The organism is Legionella israelensis, assembly GCF_004571175.1.
GTDB lineage: Bacteria > Pseudomonadota > Gammaproteobacteria > Legionellales > Legionellaceae > Legionella_D > Legionella_D israelensis.
In genome coordinates, this window is sequence record NZ_CP038273.1 from 2,461,207 (window position 1) to 2,479,119 (window position 17,913).

Below are 17,913 nucleotides of genomic sequence, written 5' to 3' on the forward strand. Positions count from 1 at the left end.
GGTTTAAGGACGGTGCACATTTATGAAACCAAAAATAACACCTAACTCTTCCTGGTATAGCCACTCACTGAATGATACTCAAAATGAATTGGCAACTTCACCTGGGTATGGTTTGACAGAGATGGAAGCAAAGACAAGGCTTCTGGACTATGGGTATAATGAATTGCCATCAACCGCTCAACGATCGGCTTTTGCCCGTTTGGTTTCTCAATTTAAAAATATTTTGATTTGTATCTTGCTGTTCGCCGCATTGGCTACTTTTTTTCTTGGAAAATACATTGATTCATCCATTATATTTGCTGTGATCTTCATCAATACTGTAATTGGCTTTATTCAGGAAGGGAAAGCCGAGCGGGCAATTGCTGCAGTACGTGAAATGCTTTCTTCCAAAGCCACGGTAATAAGGGAAGGCAAGCGTTTTATCATTTCTGCAAAGGTGTTGGTTCCAGGGGATTGGGTTATATTGCAGGCAGGAGATAAAGTTCCTGCAGATATTAGACTCTTCTCTTGTAAAAACTTGAAAATTGATGAAGCCATTCTCACAGGTGAGTCCATTGCCGTTGAAAAAAAAGTCAATGAATTACCAGAAAACACACCGCTGGCAGAACAAATCAACATGACTTTCTCAGGTACATTGGTTACATCCGGGATAGGAGAGGGTGTTGTTGTAGCAACAGGTATACAAACAGAAATAGGTAAAATTAATCAATTGTTAATCCAGGTTAAGACTATACAAACGCCTTTACTCAGAAAAATGGCAATTTTTGCTCGTTGGTTGAGCCTGTTTATTTTAACACTGGCGGCGCTTTTGTTTGCAATCGGTTTTTATTTGCACAATGTTTCAGCCGACGATATGTTTATGGCGGCTGTGGGTATTATTGTTGCCGCAATTCCTGAGGGACTACCTGTCATTTTGACGGTCGCGATGGCAATCGGTGTTCAGCGTATGGCAAATAGACACGTCATCATTCGCCGACTGCCTGCTGTAGAAACATTAGGTTCGGTATCTATCATCTGCTCTGACAAAACAGGCACATTGACACGTAATGAGATGTCGGTACAAAAAGTTTGTCTTGCGACAGATGATCTTCATGTCAGTGGAACAGGTTATAGTCCAAAAGGTGATTTTTATATTGATGATAATAAAATAAATCCCGAGCATTATTCTGATTTAAGTGTGTTATCCCTGGCCTGCGTTTTATGCAACGATGCAGAAATTGATTTTCATAACAATTACAAATTAAATGGCGATCCAATGGAAGGCGCTCTTCTCGCACTTGCTGCCAAAATGGGCGTCTATAGAAATGAATTAAAAAAATCTTTTGTATTAATGGACTCCATTCCATTTGACCCTGAGCATCGCTTAATGGCTGCGCTATATCAGCAAGGTTCAGAACTAACTATCTATTTAAAAGGAGCCACTGAATCAATATTCAGGCGTTGTAAGTTCCAACTGAAAAACCAACAGAAGGAACCCTTTGAACAGAATACTTGGGAAGAAAAAGTAACTGAAATAGCAAAGTCTGGATTACGTACCTTAGCCATTGCATACACGCCTCTGGCAAACTCTAAAAAATCACTTGAAATGAATGATATTGAAACAGATTTGATCCTGTTAGGAGTTGTCGGAATCATTGACCCGCCTCGGGAAGAAGCTATTACCGCAATTAAAGAATGCCACGCTGCAAAAATTCGAGTAAAAATGATTACCGGAGACCATGCCATTACTGCACTGGCAATTGCTAATCAGCTGGGAATAGGTGAAGAGCACCAAGTACTTACAGGAAATGAATTAAATAGACTGGATAACTCGGCTTTTTCTGAGTCCATCGAACACACGGATGTATTTGCCCGTACCAGTCCGGAAGATAAATTACGATTGGTTAAGGCATTGCAGGAAAAGGGGTATGTGGTTGCTATGACCGGAGATGGGGTTAACGATGCACCTGCCTTAAAACGCGCTGATATTGGCGTTGCAATGGGAAGAAAAGGCACTGAAGCAGCCAAGGAAGCATCCGAGATGGTCATTACTGATGATAATTTCGCCTCGATTGTGGCTGCTGTTAAAGAGGGTCGTACGGTATATGATAATTTAAAAAAAGCAATTTTATTCCTGTTGCCCATCAATGGCGGAGAAACGCTCAGTCTCGCTATTGCCATACTATTTGATTTCTTATTGCCTTTTACGCCAGTGCAAATTCTATGGGTCAACATGACTAGCTCTGTAGCTTTGGGTTTAGCGCTTGCCTTTGAGCCATCAGAACCAAATATAATGAAAAGACCGCCTGTTCCCTCCCACGAGCCACTATTGTCAAGATATCTTGCCTGGCGAACGGCATTTGTTTCGATCATATTCTTGCTTGGTGTTTTTGGTGTATTTCAGTGGGCCTTATGGCAAGGAGAAAATATCGAAACCGCGCGTACAATGACCGTGAACACACTGGTGTTACTTGAAATTTTTTATCTGTTTAGCTCGCGATACATTCATGGTCCTTCACTCACTTGGGAGGGTATACAAGGCACGAAGCCCGTGTTAATTGCAGTTGGGCTTGTGGGAATACTTCAGCTCTGTTTTACCTATTTGCCGTTCATGCAGTTTCTTTTCCACACAGAACCACTTCCTTTATCGTACGGTATTGGCATAGGTCTCATTGGCGTGCTTGGATTTATTATTGTAGAAGCTGAAAAGCTAGTGGCTTTATTTGTAAGGCAAGATTACTCAAGACATTCAAATAATAACCTCCATGCTTAGTTCATAAAATGAGAGGCTTGTAAAAAACAATATCTAAGATCTTATGTTATAACTCATGTTACGCACAATCGACTTTAACGAGCCATATTTTTTAACTCCTGCATAGCAATTTGGTTAGCCCTGAGTATTAATTTGTACTTGATGGCAAAGTGATTCAATTTTGTCTTTATTTTCATCATTTCCAGTTTGCAGTATGCAATGATTGCGGCAAAGATATGGTTGGATTGTGTTTTAACCGTACGGGTTGGAGACTTGTTCAGGCTTGCATTTTGTTTAATTGACTTGTGATACTCTTCAATCCGCCACCGTTTCTGGTACACTTCATAAAGACGTTCGGCACTGCTGGTCATGTCATTAGAAACGAGATAGAGAACCCCTGTAGAACCATTTTCGTTTTTGAAAATTTTCTTCAAAAGCCTCACTGGGAAGTCTAATCCCTTGAGATAGACTGTGTGGGCTATGTCCTCTTCAAGCTCTAATTCTCTGACTTTTGTGTACCGTCCGTTGTTGGCGTCGTTTTTGGATAAAGCTAAGGTTCGATTAGATTTAATCCCAATAATAAACGATTTTTGAAGGTCATTATGGATGTAAGCCATATTGGCCTTCGAGCCAAACCAATTGTCCGCAAGTACAAAGTCAAACAACACATGATTACTAACCGCTTGTGCGATAAGCTTGCGAAAAAGTTCATTTTTAGTCGTGGATGACTTTCTGCGAGCTTGCCTTGTTTCAATGTCACAAAAAGCAACGTCTTTTTTGATAACTTCATAACCAACAGGAACACTGAAGTCACCATACCGAACCATGCAGGTCAGGATATTAATCCCTTTGACCACATCACCTTTAGCATGGGAATAATGCCAACAATTAATTTCATTCTCATCCGTGTAAGGCTTCTCCTCAATCGAGTCATCCAATAAAAGAACACCGTCTGATGCTTCACTCTCCCTGACTGACTTCTTGACATAATTCCAGAGCGCTTTGGAACCAAAATCTTGTAGTCGTAAAAATCGTGTCACCTTGTCGTGAGCAAATTCACCATCCAACATCTCCGATAAACCTGTAGCTGTTGCATATTTATTCTGGCAAATCAAATAGTCACTATAAATATCAAGCATATCCATTAAATCTTCCTCCCTAAAAATCAGGGATGAAATTTTAATTAAATTTCAGGGAGCAGCAAGGTTTAGTGCGTAACATGAGTCAATAATGGAAAACGGATATTCGTTGGTACCATGGGCTGAGCCGCGAAATTTTATGACGCGCAGATACCGGGTCATTAAGTTATTTTTGATGGTCTGTTTAAGCTGTATGGCGCAATCTACGACATACTCTTCGTAAAGATCGGCACTTAAAATGGTTTTGATGTCAGCAATGGTCGTTAAGGTCGTCAGCTTTTTATGACGCGTCCAACGGTACAAACTCAATAATTCGGTATGTGGATCATAGTGTGGAAGTCCCAGGAGCAAGGACTGTAGTGAGTCAATGATTAAGGTATTTGCTTTAGTTTTTTTGATGGCTTGTTCTATTCTTAGTAAGAATGCGCTGATATTGAATTCACCGGATATCTCATCTTCAAGAGAAGGTGTGAAATCAAGAATTAACAATTTGCCTGTTTCCTGAAGCTTGCTGCCTTCCAAACCAAACCTATCCATATAAGCAATGATCTGCTCAGGTGGTTCATCACAACTGGCATACACCACCGCACCTTTTTCCTTAATTTGCGCCGCAGCGAAAAAAAGGGTAAAAAGTGTCTTTCCAGTACCAGCAGCTCCTTTAATGAGTGTAGGTTTAGATTTTAAATAGCCGCCATAAAGAATGTTATCTAATCCGCTGATGCCAGTGGTGGTTTTCTCTATGGCCATTTCCTGTGCTCCATCTTACTTATAAGCCCTTCCTGTCTTTTTGAAAGTATAGCATGGTGCCTAGAAATTATGAGACGCTTATCATAGGTGAACTGAGCCAGCCTGGGATACGGGCTGCTATGCGGAAGAAGCCTGTTATTTTTAATTGATCAATGAGGTTATTCAACAGCATCGTATTATGGATGATGTCCCTTGGCTTTTAACGATATGCCAACAGAAGGATCTTTTGAACAGTAGTGAGCCATTAATAATATGAGCTACTGCTCATTGACAACCAGCAAGTAAAGTTCACCAACTATATCAGAGATTATTATTTTACTACTTTGGTCGATATTGTACTTCTTCATCTTGCGTAGTTGACTCATCCAGTTTTTCTTGTTCATTTTCAATGGGATTTTTGGCGCCTAACTCTTTTTTGTCCGATGATGCTAAGGGAGTATCACTATGTTTGGTCTGGGCTTTATGATGAGCAGGTGGATAAGCTAACGAACTTGAAATAGCAGCATATGATGAAGTTTGTTCTTGAGATTTTGCTAAAGACTCATCAGATAAATTATACACTTCACCCGCGACTGTTGTCCTAGTCATCTGCTTTCCTTTAATGCTTATTTTGAAAGATTGGTCCTTTTCATGTAAAAAATCGGTCTCTGATGTTCTCACAAGTTTTATTGCACAACCAGATTGCTCGTATACTAACCTTCCCTCTTTGATACTTATCTCACACCTATCACCAAAGCGATTCTTATATACGCCTTTAAAGGTTGCTAACGGTGTTTTAAATTCCCTTTGAGTGGATGAATGAGCTTCATTGAACCATTTTAAACGCTGTTTTTTAGATTCCTGATGGTTTGACGCAAAAAGAGCTTGGGTAAAATAAAATTTAGCTTTTTGTATATTGCCTTGATCTTCAGCAAGTTTACCAGCAAGCGTTTCTTTCCATCCGGGTTCATCACTTTGAGGATGACGAGACATGCTTTTAAATAGTTTTTTCGTTTTACCAATTGGCGCTAAATCAGTAGAACTAAATATTTGGTTTGCAATACTCATCCCATGTTCACAATTTGTAAAAAATGCAGCGCCTTTTTTCTCTGACACATTGATGGCAACAAAGGATCTCGTATTAGTATTTTCACCATATTGATAGGCGATTAGCTTACCCTCTTTATCCCTGTATAAATGCCAACCCAAGCCACATACCTGGGAATCATCCTTCTTATCAAATGTCGGGATCTCTTTGTCTTTCGGCGGCTCAAAAGCTTTTTTGAAGTCTTGATCATCCAACATCTCTAACCAAGCAGTTAAGAATTTTGAAAAATCATCGGCTGTTGTAAGCAGCGTTCCAACGGCACTTGTGATGGGTGATGTATCATCTTTAAACGGTGCCAGGCTCTCCTCGATTGACATTGATTTTCCTAACTCGGAATGAACACTGACAATATTGGTATCTAACCCTGAGTGGGGTAAAAAAGTAGAGCGTGTCATATCCAAGCCAGTTGGCGGTGGGTCAAAGAGATACTTTTGAGCCAACGTTTGTAAATCCATTTTCATTTTTTTTTCGACGAATTTTTGTAAATAAAGAATAGCTTCTCCTGAATATTCATATTTCCCACCCGGTTCTGAATTAAACTTCAGTCTTGAAGAGGGGGCAGATCCAACATTCGGCAAGCCCGAGGTATGTGACAACACGTGTCGAACTGTTAATCTTTCAGCATTTTTTTGTGTAGACTTATCAGGATATTTACCATGATCCATCAGTCTTTCATAGGGCAACTCTTTATATAATTTTTCATCCAAACGGATGTGCCCTTCCTTGACCAATCTTAGCACTAAATAAGTAAAGACTATTTTGCTTAGTGAGGACGCTGGAAAACGAGTTTCATCATTCACTTCATTGATGTCAGGTTTAGTCGATTCAGCATTTTTTTTGCCATAAGTGATTGTAGTGTTATCAGAGCTATGGTTGACGTCAACATAAGCATAACCTATGGCTGGAATATGAGCCGACCCTGTGATTTTTTCTAATGCATCTTTGGTTGGTTTAGGCATAATATATTAAATTTAATCCAAAGTTATATCTTATTATGGAGGTCAGCTCTACCGCATATAACTTAAAGAGAAAACGCTGCGAGTTGAACATCCCACAAGTTTTCAACCATCATCGGGTAGCCTCGGACCTTTGGAAATATCAAATGGATTCGGTAATTTATAAGAAGAATCAGCGATTTTATTGACATCAACCTTTCGTTCGGCATCTGGATTAATCTTATAATCAAGATCTGCATTATAGTTGTTGTCGGGAATCAGGTTTTTATTCAGAAGTCTAGTAACAAACTGATCATACAATTTTGGATCAGGAATATTAATTTTCAAATTATCCTCTTTCCTTGAGAAGCTAATATTTTGTGCATCTGCTTCATCAGTAAACATTTTGAGCTCATCTTCAATCTTATCATAAAGCTCATTTAGATCCTTTTTATCGTTAGCACTGAGAGATTCATTACCTTGAAAATGGATTACTCCCTTTGCTAAATCCAATTCAATCGAAAATACAGCTAAGTCATTATTAAAATTATAAAGAAAATCATCATCAGAATTCCAAACCTCGCTATTTTCTAGATATGAGGATAATGCTTTAACTTCTATATTTGAAGGTACATTTTTTGGAGTAGGGGCGTTATCTTTAGAGGCGTTTTCATCTTTGGCTTCATCTCCACCAGCTCCGCCACCATGGCCTTTGCAAATAGGCAAACCAGCAGCACGGCATTTACCACAGGGATTACCAGCAAGAGCTTTTGATCTTTCATCTCTTTTACTTTTCGATTCATTTGCCATTTTACGTCTCATCTATTTGTGCATTTTTTCAACATTCTAGTTTATTGAATAGAATTATAGAACGATATTTTTGCTTTTTAACAGATTCTTAACAAATTGTATTTTCAAAATTTATTGAGCCAGTCATATGGCTTTGTTGTGCCAATTTTATTAACTTGCAAGGATCTTTCTGATTTATTGGTAACGTCCAATTGTTTATTCTACTTAACATAAAATCAGTACAGCCCTTTATAGATACATTGAGATTATCCCAATATTCTTCTTCACAGCCTGTACATATTGATTTGGCTCATGTTTTAGTTATCCCTTGCATATTCTAAGGCTGAGGCCAATGATTTTATCATAATAAGGTGATTTGAATTTTGACTAAATGTTGTCTTCTTAAAACCTGCTTTTTCATAGCAGCGAATAGCCTGGAGGTTATTGATATTAGGATCGATGATTACGGCTTTAAAGTGAGTAAGAAACTTAGAAATAAATTGATTAATCAGTAAAACGCCTAAGCCTCTACCTCTTACTGTATCCAATGCAATAAAAAGGTCGATTCCTGCTAACTCATTCGGTGGGTATTTCTTAAAAAGAGGATGATGATCATCAATACCATCTGTAAACCTCCCTTTTTTAGTGCCAGTTATAATTAGAGTTTTCCGACCTGTTTTTAATCAATCTGTAATCCAAAGGTGACATATCACCGAGTGATTCATGTGGTCTTTCTTCGTTATATTCTTTCATCCAATTTGTGGTAATATCACGTACCTCATTGAGACTTCTAAATAGATAAAAATCCAATATTTCATTCCGATAAGTTCTATTGAACCGCTCCACAAATGAATTTTGAGTTGGCTTTCCCGGCTGAATAAACTCAAGAATAACACCATGCTTTTCTGCCCAATCCGCTAACGCAAGGGAAATAAACTCAGGTCCATTATCAAGTCGCAACCTTGCAGGATATCCTCGATTGGCGGCAATATGGTCAAGTACCCGAATAACCCTTAGAGCAGGCAAGCTCAAATCAATTTCAATTGCCAAAGCTTCCCGATTAAAATCATCTACCACATTAAAAGTCCTGAATCTTCTGCCGCAATTGAGGGCATCACTCATAAAATCAGCTGACCATGTATGGTTAAGGGAATCAGGCACAGCAAGAGGTTCCGGGTGACGGGAAGCTAATCTGCGTTTTCCTTTTCGCCTTATATTTAACTTCAACTCACAATAAACACGGTATACTCTTTTATGATTCCAGGAGAAACCTGCCTGCCGCAATTTGATAAACAACTTCCTGAAACCATAACGCGGATAGTGTTCGGTTATGGTCACCAATTCTTTTATCACCGCTTCATCCTTATCCATCGCCGGCTGATAGTAGTAAGCTGTACGACTTAAGCGTAATACCGAGCAGCTTCGCCTGAGACTCAGACCATGTTCCTGCACCAGATAATCAGCCATTTCCCTCTTTTCAGCCGGCTTCAAAGCTTTTTTTCTATAACATCCTTCAGTGCACGGTTTTCCAGAGACAAATCAGCAAACATCCGTTTCAGCTTTGCATTTTCTTCCTCAAGTTGCTTCATGCGTTTAATATCTGAGGCTTCCATCCCACCGTATTTTGCTTTCCAGTTGTAATAGGTGGCATCGGATATCCCATGTTCCCGGCATACATCCTTTACCAATCGTCCTACTTCAACTGATTTTAATATGTTTAAAATTTGATTTTCTGTAAAGCGACTGCGTTTCATCGTTCCTCCTCTTTTTTGCTTATTATGCCGGAGAAACTCTAATTGAAAATGGTGCTATTTTAAGGGAGGGTTACACATCAGGTAAAGAATCAGTGAGTACATAATATTGAATGAATCCAAGAGGCGTATTATCTTGGTATACAACAAAACCTGGTACCTGTTCATTGCCTAAAATTCGGGGTTCGTATTTTTCTTTTATTTCATCAAGTGACCAGTTTTTATTTTTAGCATACCAATAATTGATGGTTGGCTCCTGAAACCATTGGTGCATTAATGTTAAATCAACGTGTCTGAGTGGTTTGAATTTAAAAGGGTTCATGCTTTATCCGGGACTTGCCTCCAAAAATTTGTGCTGACCTCTGCATCAAAACGAAGTTCTACCAATTGAACGTCAGGATATTTAGATTATAACTGCTTCAAAATAGGATTAACTATCCTCGAAATTCCATATGTATTCAATAGCGATTCGGGTGTTCAGCACGGCTAAACATTGTTCAGAGCGTCATATTGTCCTTACAAACTCATATTATTTTCTATTGTTTGACATATATTTAATAACACCAAGAGACGCGCACCGCAACTTACAGCAAATAACTTGGTACAGAATATTCAAGTGAAATTTTTTAATAAGTGTTTGTGCTTGTTTCTCAGTTCAAATGTTAAAAATATTCCTCTTGCCAATATAAAACAGGTATAAGATAACCAAAGCCCTTGGTTAAGTAGTGGTTGGGAGAAGTACCAAATAGGGAAAAAGACAATGAGACTGGAAAATAAGATGGCGTTACGTAGCGGTTTGGACCAAGCTGCGCCAATGAATACCCCATCTAAGAGAAATCCTGGTACAGAGATAAGGGGTAATAGCATCACCCAAGGTAAGCTATGCAACGCTATAGCTCTTACTGTTGCTAACGACGTCATCATGGAAATAAGAGCGGAACCGAAAAGATAATAACCAGCCATAAACATTAGACCAAAAATCAAAGACCATTGCGCACAAGCTTTCACTTGATGGTAAAAATCTTGTTCATCCCGTTTCCCGACCGCTCGACCAACCAGTGTCTCTGCGGCTATAGCGAAGCCATCCAAAGCAAAACTGGTTAGTAATTGCAGGTTCATCAAAATCATATTAGCAGCAACAATCTCAACACCTAAATAAGCGCTTTGCCGAGTAAAAAAAGAAGTGGTTAAGACGAGGAAGAAGGTTCTGATAAAAATATCGGTATTCAACAAAAATAATTGTGTGGTACGTTGCCATGAAAATAAACGTCGGTGTTTTGGGGCGGGTGATTGTTTCAAATAGTATTTATATATTAACCCGCATCCTAAGCTGGCTCCAATGATTTGGGTGATGAGATTAGCTAAAGCAATACCATCAGCCCCTAAGTCATAATGCCAAACCAGAATATAATCTAATAGCATCGCCGTTACATTGGTTATCAATAACAAGATCAGCGGCGTCTTGGTGTTATGGCGGCCAAAGAAAAAACCGTAGTTTACATAATTGATTAGGGTAGGAATTGCTGAAAAAATGCGAATGTCAAAATAGCCAGCCAACAGCTGTTCAACCCGCATATCTGTATGAATAAAGAGTAAAATTCCTTGTTTCAATAAAGGGCTGCTGATAATTAATAATAACGCAATCACTATGGCAATAAGGCTGCTTTGATAATAGATCTGATTGCTATTGGGTTCTTGTGCAGCTAAAGCGGTAGTTGACATCCTCAGAAAGCCAAAACACCAGAATAGGATATCAAAAACCATCGTTCCTAAAGCCACAGTGGCAATATCATCCGGCCGAGGCAGATGACCTACAACAGCTGTATCAACCATACCCAGCAACGGAATGGAAATATTTGACAACATGATTGGCCAGGCTAAGGACCAGACTTCTGAAGATAGGATGGCTTTCATCCGCTGATCTTACTTTTAATCATTCTATTGTCAAAATTTTTTATAGCTATAACCTAATCCGATTCATTTATATGGCCAGCAAATAAATCATTATGGAATGCGACATAAACTTCCCTTACCCCCTTTTGTTGTTCTTTCAGATATTGTCGATACACTGAATCATCCCTATTCCAATCAAGAACCTGAATAGATTCCATAATGGTCGGGATATCCTGCTCATTCATTAGGCGAATGCTGATATTCATTAATAATATCCTCTATAATCTGATGACTTCTATTGGCTTCCACCGCATTGGTTTTACTCATGCCACAAGCAATGATCAATGCTTTCCACAAAGCCCATCCCCTGGCGCGGTGCCATGTATTATTGTCCAAAGCCATTGCTTCTTTAAATCCTTGTCTGCTCTTACTTTCGAAATAATTCCAGGCCATAACTAAATCACAGGCCGGATCACCCACTGACAATAAGCCAAAATCGATAACAGCATGCAAATGTTCATCTCTGATGATCAGATTACCAGGGCTAATATCGCCATGAACCCAGACAGGGGCATTTTGCCATCGGGCAGCCAAAGCAATCTGCCAAATTTTGAGTGCTGTTTTTGCATCTATGGATGTATCAAGAATCTGTATCGCTTGCCTTGTTTCTGCATCATACACCGCGAGCGAACCGCCACGATAAAAGTTATGAGCGCCTGACGCTGGGCCCTCCATTGCAGGGATTTGATATAAGTGAGTCAGAAAATCCGCAAGCTCTTTGGCAAGTGTTTGTTTATCAACTTCGACTTCAGCGAGGGACCTTCCCTTAATCCATTCATATACCGACCAGTTAAAAGGATAGCCAAATTCTGGCTGACCGAGTGCTAATGGTTTTGGTATTTGCAGTGGCAATTTTAATGCAAGTTTGGGAAGCCAGGTTTGCTCTTTATCTACTTGAGCGGCATATGATTCGGCACTTGGTAAGCGAACCAACATTTCATCACCTAAATGGTAAGTTCTGTTGTCCCATCCGCTTAGAGTTACTGGTTTAATTGGTAAATCCTTCCACTGGGGGAATTGGGAAAGTATTAGCTGTTTTACCAGATCTGAATGTATGTTCACGGACTGATTTGTCATCATTTCATCTTGCAATGAGTTGATTCAGACCAAACATGGCATAAATGAGATCATCTGTGGGCTCACCTGTTTGGCAGTCAATACAATGATGATGTAATCTCGCCTCTATGGTAAATCCGCAACGCTCTGCAACGTTTCGACTTCTTTCATTCGCTGCCTGAATTTTTATTTGTACTCGCGCTGCTTGATACTCGGTAAACGCGTAATGTGTTAAAGCAGCGGTTAACTCTGTAGCTAAACCTTGACCTGTGTAATGGGTATCCAGCCAGTATCCAATTTCATAAAAAGGTACATCCTTATTGCTCTGATTATTATATCCACTGGCACCAATAATCTGACCCGTTGCTTTTAGAACAACGATCATAGGAAAGTCAGTTTGTTTATCACTATCCCATTGCTTCATTGCATCTTCTATAAATTTTTCTGTAGTCGCAAGGCTGGGATCATTTGCCCATGGCATCCATCTTTGAAGTTCAACCAATGATCGGTTAATGACATCATTTAAAGGCTTTGCATCTCCTAACATAGGTTTTCTTATGAGTAGTCTTTCTGTTTCAATCATCTTCTTTCTTTAAATTGTCAACGTAAAGTCTCATCTTATAATGAGGGACAGGATGCCAGGGTGCAATAAATTCATCAAATATTTGAAAACCGGCTTTTTCATAGACATGCACCGCCCTCACATTTGATTGTTCTGGATCAATTATAATTTCCGATGCATCAGAGAATTGCGATAAAATAAACTCCTGAATCATTTGCACAGCTAACCCTTTACCCAGATAATCCAAATTGCCAATAAATAAATCCAGTGTTACAGCACCTTTGGGGTGCATATCTGAGGGTTCAATATCAGAAGTGATTAAGTAGGCAAAAGGGAGCTCATCGTCCAAGGCAAGCCAATGCGTTGCACAGGCTTCTCTTTTATTTACAAAATCATTCAGATCTTCAACGGTATTATTTAAGCCATCACCATGTAACCATTCATTAATATGGGGTTTATGAATCCAGTCCATGACGAATGGCTGCTCGGATGCAGTTACCTTCTTGAAAGAAAAGCGATAGGTTTCTTTGGTTGTTTTGTTCATCATTATGATAGTTTATATCCTCGATGGCTGTTTAAAATTAGCTAACGTTATCTGGTAAAAGCCCCTTCTCTCCTGAACACTCGATTAACCATGGTACATCATCCATCACCAGAGGCACATTATTTAATTCTGAAATGTGATTTAGGTAATACGCCTCACCTTCATAACAGCCGGTAATTGTGTTGTATTTATCATGCCAGAAAAATCCATGTATGATTTCTTTAAAATGGGTAATCGATTCAGAATAACGACTCAATTGAATCAAATCTGTTGCAGCAGCATTTGCCCCAAGCTCTTCTTGCAATTCTCTTCGTATTGCATTTAGCGGTAATTCGCCCTTCTCGACATGCCCCCCAAAACAGCAGACATATCCAGGGTAAGTTCGCCAAGTGTCAGGTCGTTTTTGTAACAGAATTCTTTTATCAAATGTCAGAATAATGCAACTGGTTAACTGTGGCCTATCTTCGATATTCTCAGGCCTCACAACACGAATATTCTTGGTACCTTTTTGCCCCATCCTTTTGTATCCTATTTATAACAAGTATCTAAAGAGAAATTGAACATGGGCTTTCCCTTTGAAATTATAGACCTAAGCCATACGCTAAGTGCTACGACCCCAAACTGGGACTTAGGCTGTGGGTTTGAAATGAAAAATATGCTAAATTATGAAGATTGTGATACCGATGTCCAATTTAAAGTCCAACATTTATCATTGCCTGCTGGTATCGGAACCCACATTGATGCGCCGGCCCACTGTAATTCAAATGGGAAAACCATTGAACAATTTTGCATCAATAAAAATCATCTGATTGCCCCAGGATTTGTGATTGATGTCAGCACAAAATCGCATGAGCAATACCTCATTTCAACTGACGATGTTTTATCATTTGAAAAACAGCATGGAAAAATACCGCCAAATAGCGTTGTACTTTTCTTTACCGGTTGGGAAAAGTATTGGAATAATCCTGAGCAATATCGTAATAACCTTCAGTTTCCATCGGTCAGTTCTAATGCTGCAGAATTATTGCTCGAACGTAATATAGCTGCCTTAGGAATAGATACCCTTTCTCCTGACACACCCAACTCTGGATTTCCTGTTCATCACCTGTTTTTATCAAACGGTAAGTACCTTATCGAAAATGTCGCGAATGCGCGTAAACTTCCCGCAACCGGAAGTTGGATTCTTACCTTACCGATTAAAATAAACCAAGCTACCGAAGCACCGGCTCGTATCATTGGAATGATACCCCTTTAATCCCAAGAAATATCTCAAATAATATTAAGCAAATGCGCTCTTTCTAAGATATCTCATTTTGCTAAGATGTACTTACGAGGAGAAATTGAGACCCCACCAAGGATGGTGATAAACCGAAAGGATAGCGGTTCTCAATTCTGCCTCGACCATACAAGTTTCTTTTCTCCCTATTTTTTTCTAGCTGCATCAAAAAATTCTTTCAATTACGTTTTAAACTATACCTGTCATTAGTATCAATTTGTTGACTACTTGCTCCCAGGCTACTTGCTGATTGCAGCACGGAGTTTATTTAATATATGCAAATTGAGCAACCACGGTTGCTGTTAATCGAAATACATTTACTGATATTTTGTGCTACGTTTAATATAAAAAATCCGAGAGTGAAATATGATCAATAATATACTTCTTATAGCGTGCATTTTGTTTGCGACAGTTCACTATCTCATTAAACGCAAGCACTATTCAGCTGAACAAATCGTAGACTTATATCTGGTCTATTTCTTGTTTTTCACGGTAGGACTTATCGGTTTAACAGGTTTTATCAGCCATGTCTTCTTCCCTGATAAAACTGCAGAGATGATTGGTTGGCCAACAGGTAGTCCCTTTCAATTTGAAGTTGGATTTCATGATGGCGCATGGGCCTTATTAGGTATTTTATCTTTATTGATTCGAGGGAATTTTTGGTTGGCAACGGGTTTAGGCTGGTCCTTTTTCATAATAGGCGCTTTGTATGGACATATTAGAGATATGATTTTGCATGGAAATTTTTCACCTTACAATGCCGGCATCATTTTGTCAGAAGTTATTATTCCAATCGTGATATTGATTTTACTGTTTCTTAAATTTGTCGTATTTAAAAAGAAATAGGGACATGGCTTCTATAGCTAATCGCCTACTTGCTGTTGAAGCATTTAAACCAGCCATTTCCGCATAACAGAAAACCACTTGCTCTATGCGGATATTTTTCCGTTAATTGTTAAGCCCCATCTTGGGGGCTTAACACTCTAGAAAAGTATAAATATCAAACAATTAATTTGACACCAAAATTTTGCTGATATATGATTCCCGGCCAAAATAAATACACTAAGGATAGGTTACTCTAGGCATGGAAGAGTAAAGTAAGGCTCTGACACTGATCTTAAAGTGTTGCCCAAACTTTTCTGGCAGGTCAGGGTACCATGAATAAAAACTCAATTGCCATTATTGGCTTATCATTTGAATTTCCTGGGGTAAATAAGTTAGAAGATTTTTGGCAAGCACTATGTTCAGGCCAATGTTTATATCAAATACCTAATGAAGACAATCACCCAATAACAAAAAATAATAACCACGTTAACGCTTGGGGTGGCGTTAAAGATATAGCTGGATTTGATTACCAATTTTTTAATTATTCATACAAAGAAGCCTGTGCTATTGATCCCCAGCAACGACACTTACTTAAACACAGCTTCTGGGCACTGGAAAATAGTGGTTATGCGAATAAAACCGAGCAATTTAATATTGGCGTATTTGCTTCTGCAAGTTTAAATAACTATTTTGGTGAAAATCTAGGCGGTCAATTTAAAGTTGACAATGAAGACGACGTTGTTCTGGGTAATGCTTCAGACTTTCTTGCCACTCGAATAGCTTTCAAACTTAGTCTTACAGGCCCGGCATTTACCGTTCAAAGTGGTTGTAGTTCAGCTCTCGTTAATCTTCACCAGGCAAGGATAGCGCTGTTAACGAAACAATGTGATATTGCCTTAGCGGGGGCTGTGTCTTTGTCTGCACCAAACAACGAAGGCTATACTTATCAAGAAAATGGAATTCGTTCCAAAGATGGTTTAATCAGACCTTTTGATGATGACGCGACTGGAACTGTTTTTACCAATGGTGTTGCCGTGTTGGCTTTAAAATCATATCACGCAGCACTTCGTGATGATGATAATATTATAGGTGTGATTGCCAGCAGCGCTATTAATAATGATGGGAGTCAAAAAGCGAGCTTTACAGCACCTAATATCCGTCAACAAGCCGCTGTTGTTAATAAAGCACTGTCCTTAAGCCAGTTGGACTCAAAAAACATATGCCTTATAGAGTCCCACGGAACGGGTACTTCCCTAGGGGATCCTATCGAGTTCGCAGCACTAAACAAAGTCTATACTGCTGCCTATGAAACGAAACCGCAAATTGCGCTGCAGTCGGTTAAAGCAAATATTGGGCATCTGGATCAACTATGTCTTAACCGTTTTTTTAAATTTAATTACTCATGTTACGCACAATTGACTTTAACGAGCCATATTTTTTAACTCCTGCATGGCAATTTGGTTAGCCCTGAGTATTAATTTGTACTTGATGGCAAAGTGATTCAATTTTGTCTTTATTTTCATCATTTCCAGTTTGCAGTATGCAATGATTGCGGCAAAGATATGATTGGATTGTGTTTTAACCGTGCGGGTTGGAGATTTGTTCAGGCTTGCATTTTGTTTAATTGACTTGTGATACTCTTCAATCCGCCACCGTTTCTGGTACACTTCATAAAGACGTTCGGCACTGCTGGTCATGTCATTAGAAACGAGATAGAGAACCCCTGTAGAACCATTTTCGTTTTTGAAAATTTTCTTCAAAAGCCTCACTGGGAAGTCTAATCCCTTGAGATAGACTGTGTGGGCTATGTCCTCTTCAAGCTCTAATTCTCTGACTTTTGTGTACCGTCCGTTGTTGGCGTCGTTTTTGGATAAAGCTAAGGTTCGATTAGATTTAATCCCAATAATAAACGATTTTTGAAGGTCATTATGGATGTAAGCCATATTGGCCTTCGAGCCAAACCAATTGTCCGCAAGTACAAAGTCAAACAACACATGATTACTAACCGCTTGTGCGATAAGCTTGCGAAAAAGTTCATTTTTAGTCGTGGATGACTTTCTGCGAGCTTGCCTTGTTTCAATGTCACAAAAAGCAACGTCTTTTTTGATAACTTCATAACCAACAGGAACACTGAAGTCACCATACCGAACCATGCAGGTCAGGATATTAATCCCTTTGACCACATCACCTTTAGCATGGGAATAATGCCAACAATTAATTTCATTCTCATCGGTATAAGACTTCTCCTCAATCGAGTCATCCAATAAAAGAACACCGTCTGATGCTTCACTCTCCCTGACTGACTTCTTGACATAATTCCAGAGCGCTTTGGAACCAAAATCTTGTAGTCGTAAAAATCGTGTCACCTTGTCGTGCGCAAATTCACCATCCAACATCTCCGATAAACCTGTAGCTGTGGCATATTTATTCTGGCAAATTAAATAGTCAGTATAAATATCAAGCATATCCATTAAATCTTCCTCCCTAAAAATCAGGGATGAAATTTTAATTAAATTTC

General features: G+C 39.1%; 18 protein-coding genes. 4 read left to right on the forward strand and 14 right to left on the reverse strand.

Annotated elements, in window-relative coordinates; translation table 11 throughout:
• Positions 1-22: 22 nt before the first annotated feature.
• Positions 23-2,752, forward strand: coding sequence for a cation-transporting P-type ATPase (locus E4T55_RS11250; protein WP_058500880.1), 2,730 nt, complete (start codon positions 23-25; stop codon positions 2,750-2,752).
• 74 nt (positions 2,753-2,826) lie between these two features.
• Here E4T55_RS11250 and E4T55_RS11255 read toward each other — a convergent pair whose 3' ends face one another.
• From E4T55_RS11255 to E4T55_RS11315, 13 genes are all read right to left on the reverse strand, one after another.
• Positions 2,827-3,876, reverse strand: coding sequence for an IS701 family transposase (locus E4T55_RS11255; RefSeq protein ID WP_115325247.1), 1,050 nt, complete (start codon positions 3,874-3,876; stop codon positions 2,827-2,829).
• Between the two features lie 45 nt (positions 3,877-3,921).
• Entirely contained in the window at positions 3,922-4,617 is a 696-nt protein-coding gene (locus tag E4T55_RS11260) for an ATPase domain-containing protein (protein WP_058501796.1), read from the reverse strand.
• A 318-nt stretch (positions 4,618-4,935) separates the two neighbouring features.
• Positions 4,936-6,663, reverse strand: a complete 1,728-nt coding sequence (locus tag E4T55_RS11265; protein ID WP_058501795.1) for a serine hydrolase domain-containing protein — start codon at positions 6,661-6,663, stop codon at positions 4,936-4,938.
• Positions 6,664-6,765: 102 nt separating this feature from the next.
• Positions 6,766-7,449, reverse strand: a complete 684-nt coding sequence (locus E4T55_RS11270; protein WP_058501794.1) for a hypothetical protein — start codon at positions 7,447-7,449, stop codon at positions 6,766-6,768.
• Between the two features lie 296 nt (positions 7,450-7,745).
• Positions 7,746-7,976, reverse strand: a complete 231-nt coding sequence (locus E4T55_RS11275; RefSeq protein ID WP_238583421.1) for a GNAT family N-acetyltransferase — start codon at positions 7,974-7,976, stop codon at positions 7,746-7,748.
• 94 nt (positions 7,977-8,070) lie between these two features.
• A protein-coding gene (locus tag E4T55_RS11280) for an IS3 family transposase (RefSeq protein ID WP_242604080.1) occupies positions 8,071-9,182 on the reverse strand; the annotation gives its coding sequence in 2 pieces (ribosomal slippage) (positions 8,071-8,930 and positions 8,930-9,182; 1,113 coding nt in all).
• A gap of 70 nt (positions 9,183-9,252) precedes the next feature.
• Positions 9,253-9,501, reverse strand: coding sequence for a GNAT family N-acetyltransferase (locus E4T55_RS11285; RefSeq protein WP_115325352.1), 249 nt, complete (start codon positions 9,499-9,501; stop codon positions 9,253-9,255).
• Positions 9,502-9,791: 290 nt separating this feature from the next.
• Positions 9,792-11,093: an MATE family efflux transporter gene (locus E4T55_RS11290; protein ID WP_058501946.1), complete on the reverse strand. Its 1,302-nt coding sequence runs from the start codon at positions 11,091-11,093 to the stop codon at positions 9,792-9,794.
• Between the two features lie 53 nt (positions 11,094-11,146).
• Positions 11,147-11,338 (reverse strand): hypothetical protein, encoded by a 192-nt coding sequence (locus tag E4T55_RS11295; protein WP_131780775.1) that lies wholly within the window; start codon positions 11,336-11,338, stop codon positions 11,147-11,149.
• Positions 11,310-12,212: an aminoglycoside phosphotransferase family protein gene (locus E4T55_RS11300; RefSeq protein ID WP_058501947.1), complete on the reverse strand. Its 903-nt coding sequence runs from the start codon at positions 12,210-12,212 to the stop codon at positions 11,310-11,312. Before E4T55_RS11300 ends, E4T55_RS11295 begins: the two co-directional genes overlap by 29 nt.
• 1 nt (position 12,213) lies before the next feature.
• Positions 12,214-12,771 (reverse strand): GNAT family N-acetyltransferase, encoded by a 558-nt coding sequence (locus E4T55_RS11305; protein ID WP_058501948.1) that lies wholly within the window; start codon positions 12,769-12,771, stop codon positions 12,214-12,216.
• Positions 12,764-13,294 carry a GNAT family N-acetyltransferase gene (locus tag E4T55_RS11310; protein WP_394367510.1) on the reverse strand — a complete coding sequence of 177 codons (531 nt, stop codon included), beginning with the start codon at positions 13,292-13,294 and terminating at the stop codon, positions 12,764-12,766. Before E4T55_RS11310 ends, E4T55_RS11305 begins: the two co-directional genes overlap by 8 nt.
• 37 nt (positions 13,295-13,331) lie before the next feature.
• Positions 13,332-13,811 (reverse strand): NUDIX domain-containing protein, encoded by a 480-nt coding sequence (locus E4T55_RS11315; protein ID WP_058501950.1) that lies wholly within the window; start codon positions 13,809-13,811, stop codon positions 13,332-13,334.
• Between the two features lie 45 nt (positions 13,812-13,856).
• Between E4T55_RS11315 and E4T55_RS11320 the strand changes: the two genes are divergently transcribed.
• From E4T55_RS11320 to E4T55_RS11330, 3 genes are all read left to right on the forward strand, one after another.
• The gene (locus E4T55_RS11320; protein ID WP_058501951.1) at positions 13,857-14,549 is read left to right on the forward strand and encodes a cyclase family protein; all 693 of its coding nucleotides are present in this window, start codon (positions 13,857-13,859) and stop codon (positions 14,547-14,549) included.
• Between the two features lie 387 nt (positions 14,550-14,936).
• Positions 14,937-15,416 (forward strand): DUF6790 family protein, encoded by a 480-nt coding sequence (locus E4T55_RS11325; protein WP_058501952.1) that lies wholly within the window; start codon positions 14,937-14,939, stop codon positions 15,414-15,416.
• A gap of 311 nt (positions 15,417-15,727) precedes the next feature.
• Positions 15,728-16,837, forward strand: coding sequence for a beta-ketoacyl synthase N-terminal-like domain-containing protein (locus E4T55_RS11330; protein ID WP_058501953.1), 1,110 nt, complete (start codon positions 15,728-15,730; stop codon positions 16,835-16,837).
• Here the strand turns inward: E4T55_RS11330 and E4T55_RS11335 are convergent.
• Positions 16,817-17,866 (reverse strand): IS701 family transposase, encoded by a 1,050-nt coding sequence (locus E4T55_RS11335; protein WP_115325221.1) that lies wholly within the window; start codon positions 17,864-17,866, stop codon positions 16,817-16,819. The two genes, E4T55_RS11330 and E4T55_RS11335, sit on opposite strands and share 21 nt — an antisense overlap.
• Positions 17,867-17,913: the final 47 nt, after the last annotated feature.

Bases quoted from the DNA above. Each gene is read 5' to 3' on its own strand.
- E4T55_RS11250 (WP_058500880.1), top strand. From the start codon at position 23: ATGAAACCAAAAATAACACCTAACTCTTCCTGGTATAGCCACTCACTG.
- E4T55_RS11255 (WP_115325247.1), bottom strand. From the start codon at position 3,876: ATGGATATGCTTGATATTTATAGTGACTATTTGATTTGCCAGAATAAA.
- E4T55_RS11260 (WP_058501796.1), bottom strand. From the start codon at position 4,617: ATGGCCATAGAGAAAACCACCACTGGCATCAGCGGATTAGATAACATT.
- E4T55_RS11265 (WP_058501795.1), bottom strand. From the start codon at position 6,663: ATGCCTAAACCAACCAAAGATGCATTAGAAAAAATCACAGGGTCGGCT.
- E4T55_RS11270 (WP_058501794.1), bottom strand. From the start codon at position 7,449: ATGGCAAATGAATCGAAAAGTAAAAGAGATGAAAGATCAAAAGCTCTT.
- E4T55_RS11285 (WP_115325352.1), bottom strand. From the start codon at position 9,501: ATGAACCCTTTTAAATTCAAACCACTCAGACACGTTGATTTAACATTA.
- E4T55_RS11290 (WP_058501946.1), bottom strand. From the start codon at position 11,093: ATGAAAGCCATCCTATCTTCAGAAGTCTGGTCCTTAGCCTGGCCAATC.
- E4T55_RS11295 (WP_131780775.1), bottom strand. From the start codon at position 11,338: ATGAATATCAGCATTCGCCTAATGAATGAGCAGGATATCCCGACCATT.
- E4T55_RS11300 (WP_058501947.1), bottom strand. From the start codon at position 12,212: ATGATGACAAATCAGTCCGTGAACATACATTCAGATCTGGTAAAACAG.
- E4T55_RS11305 (WP_058501948.1), bottom strand. From the start codon at position 12,771: ATGATTGAAACAGAAAGACTACTCATAAGAAAACCTATGTTAGGAGAT.
- E4T55_RS11310 (WP_394367510.1), bottom strand. From the start codon at position 13,294: ATGAACAAAACAACCAAAGAAACCTATCGCTTTTCTTTCAAGAAGGTA.
- E4T55_RS11315 (WP_058501950.1), bottom strand. From the start codon at position 13,811: ATGGGGCAAAAAGGTACCAAGAATATTCGTGTTGTGAGGCCTGAGAAT.
- E4T55_RS11320 (WP_058501951.1), top strand. From the start codon at position 13,857: ATGGGCTTTCCCTTTGAAATTATAGACCTAAGCCATACGCTAAGTGCT.
- E4T55_RS11325 (WP_058501952.1), top strand. From the start codon at position 14,937: ATGATCAATAATATACTTCTTATAGCGTGCATTTTGTTTGCGACAGTT.
- E4T55_RS11330 (WP_058501953.1), top strand. From the start codon at position 15,728: ATGAATAAAAACTCAATTGCCATTATTGGCTTATCATTTGAATTTCCT.
- E4T55_RS11335 (WP_115325221.1), bottom strand. From the start codon at position 17,866: ATGGATATGCTTGATATTTATACTGACTATTTAATTTGCCAGAATAAA.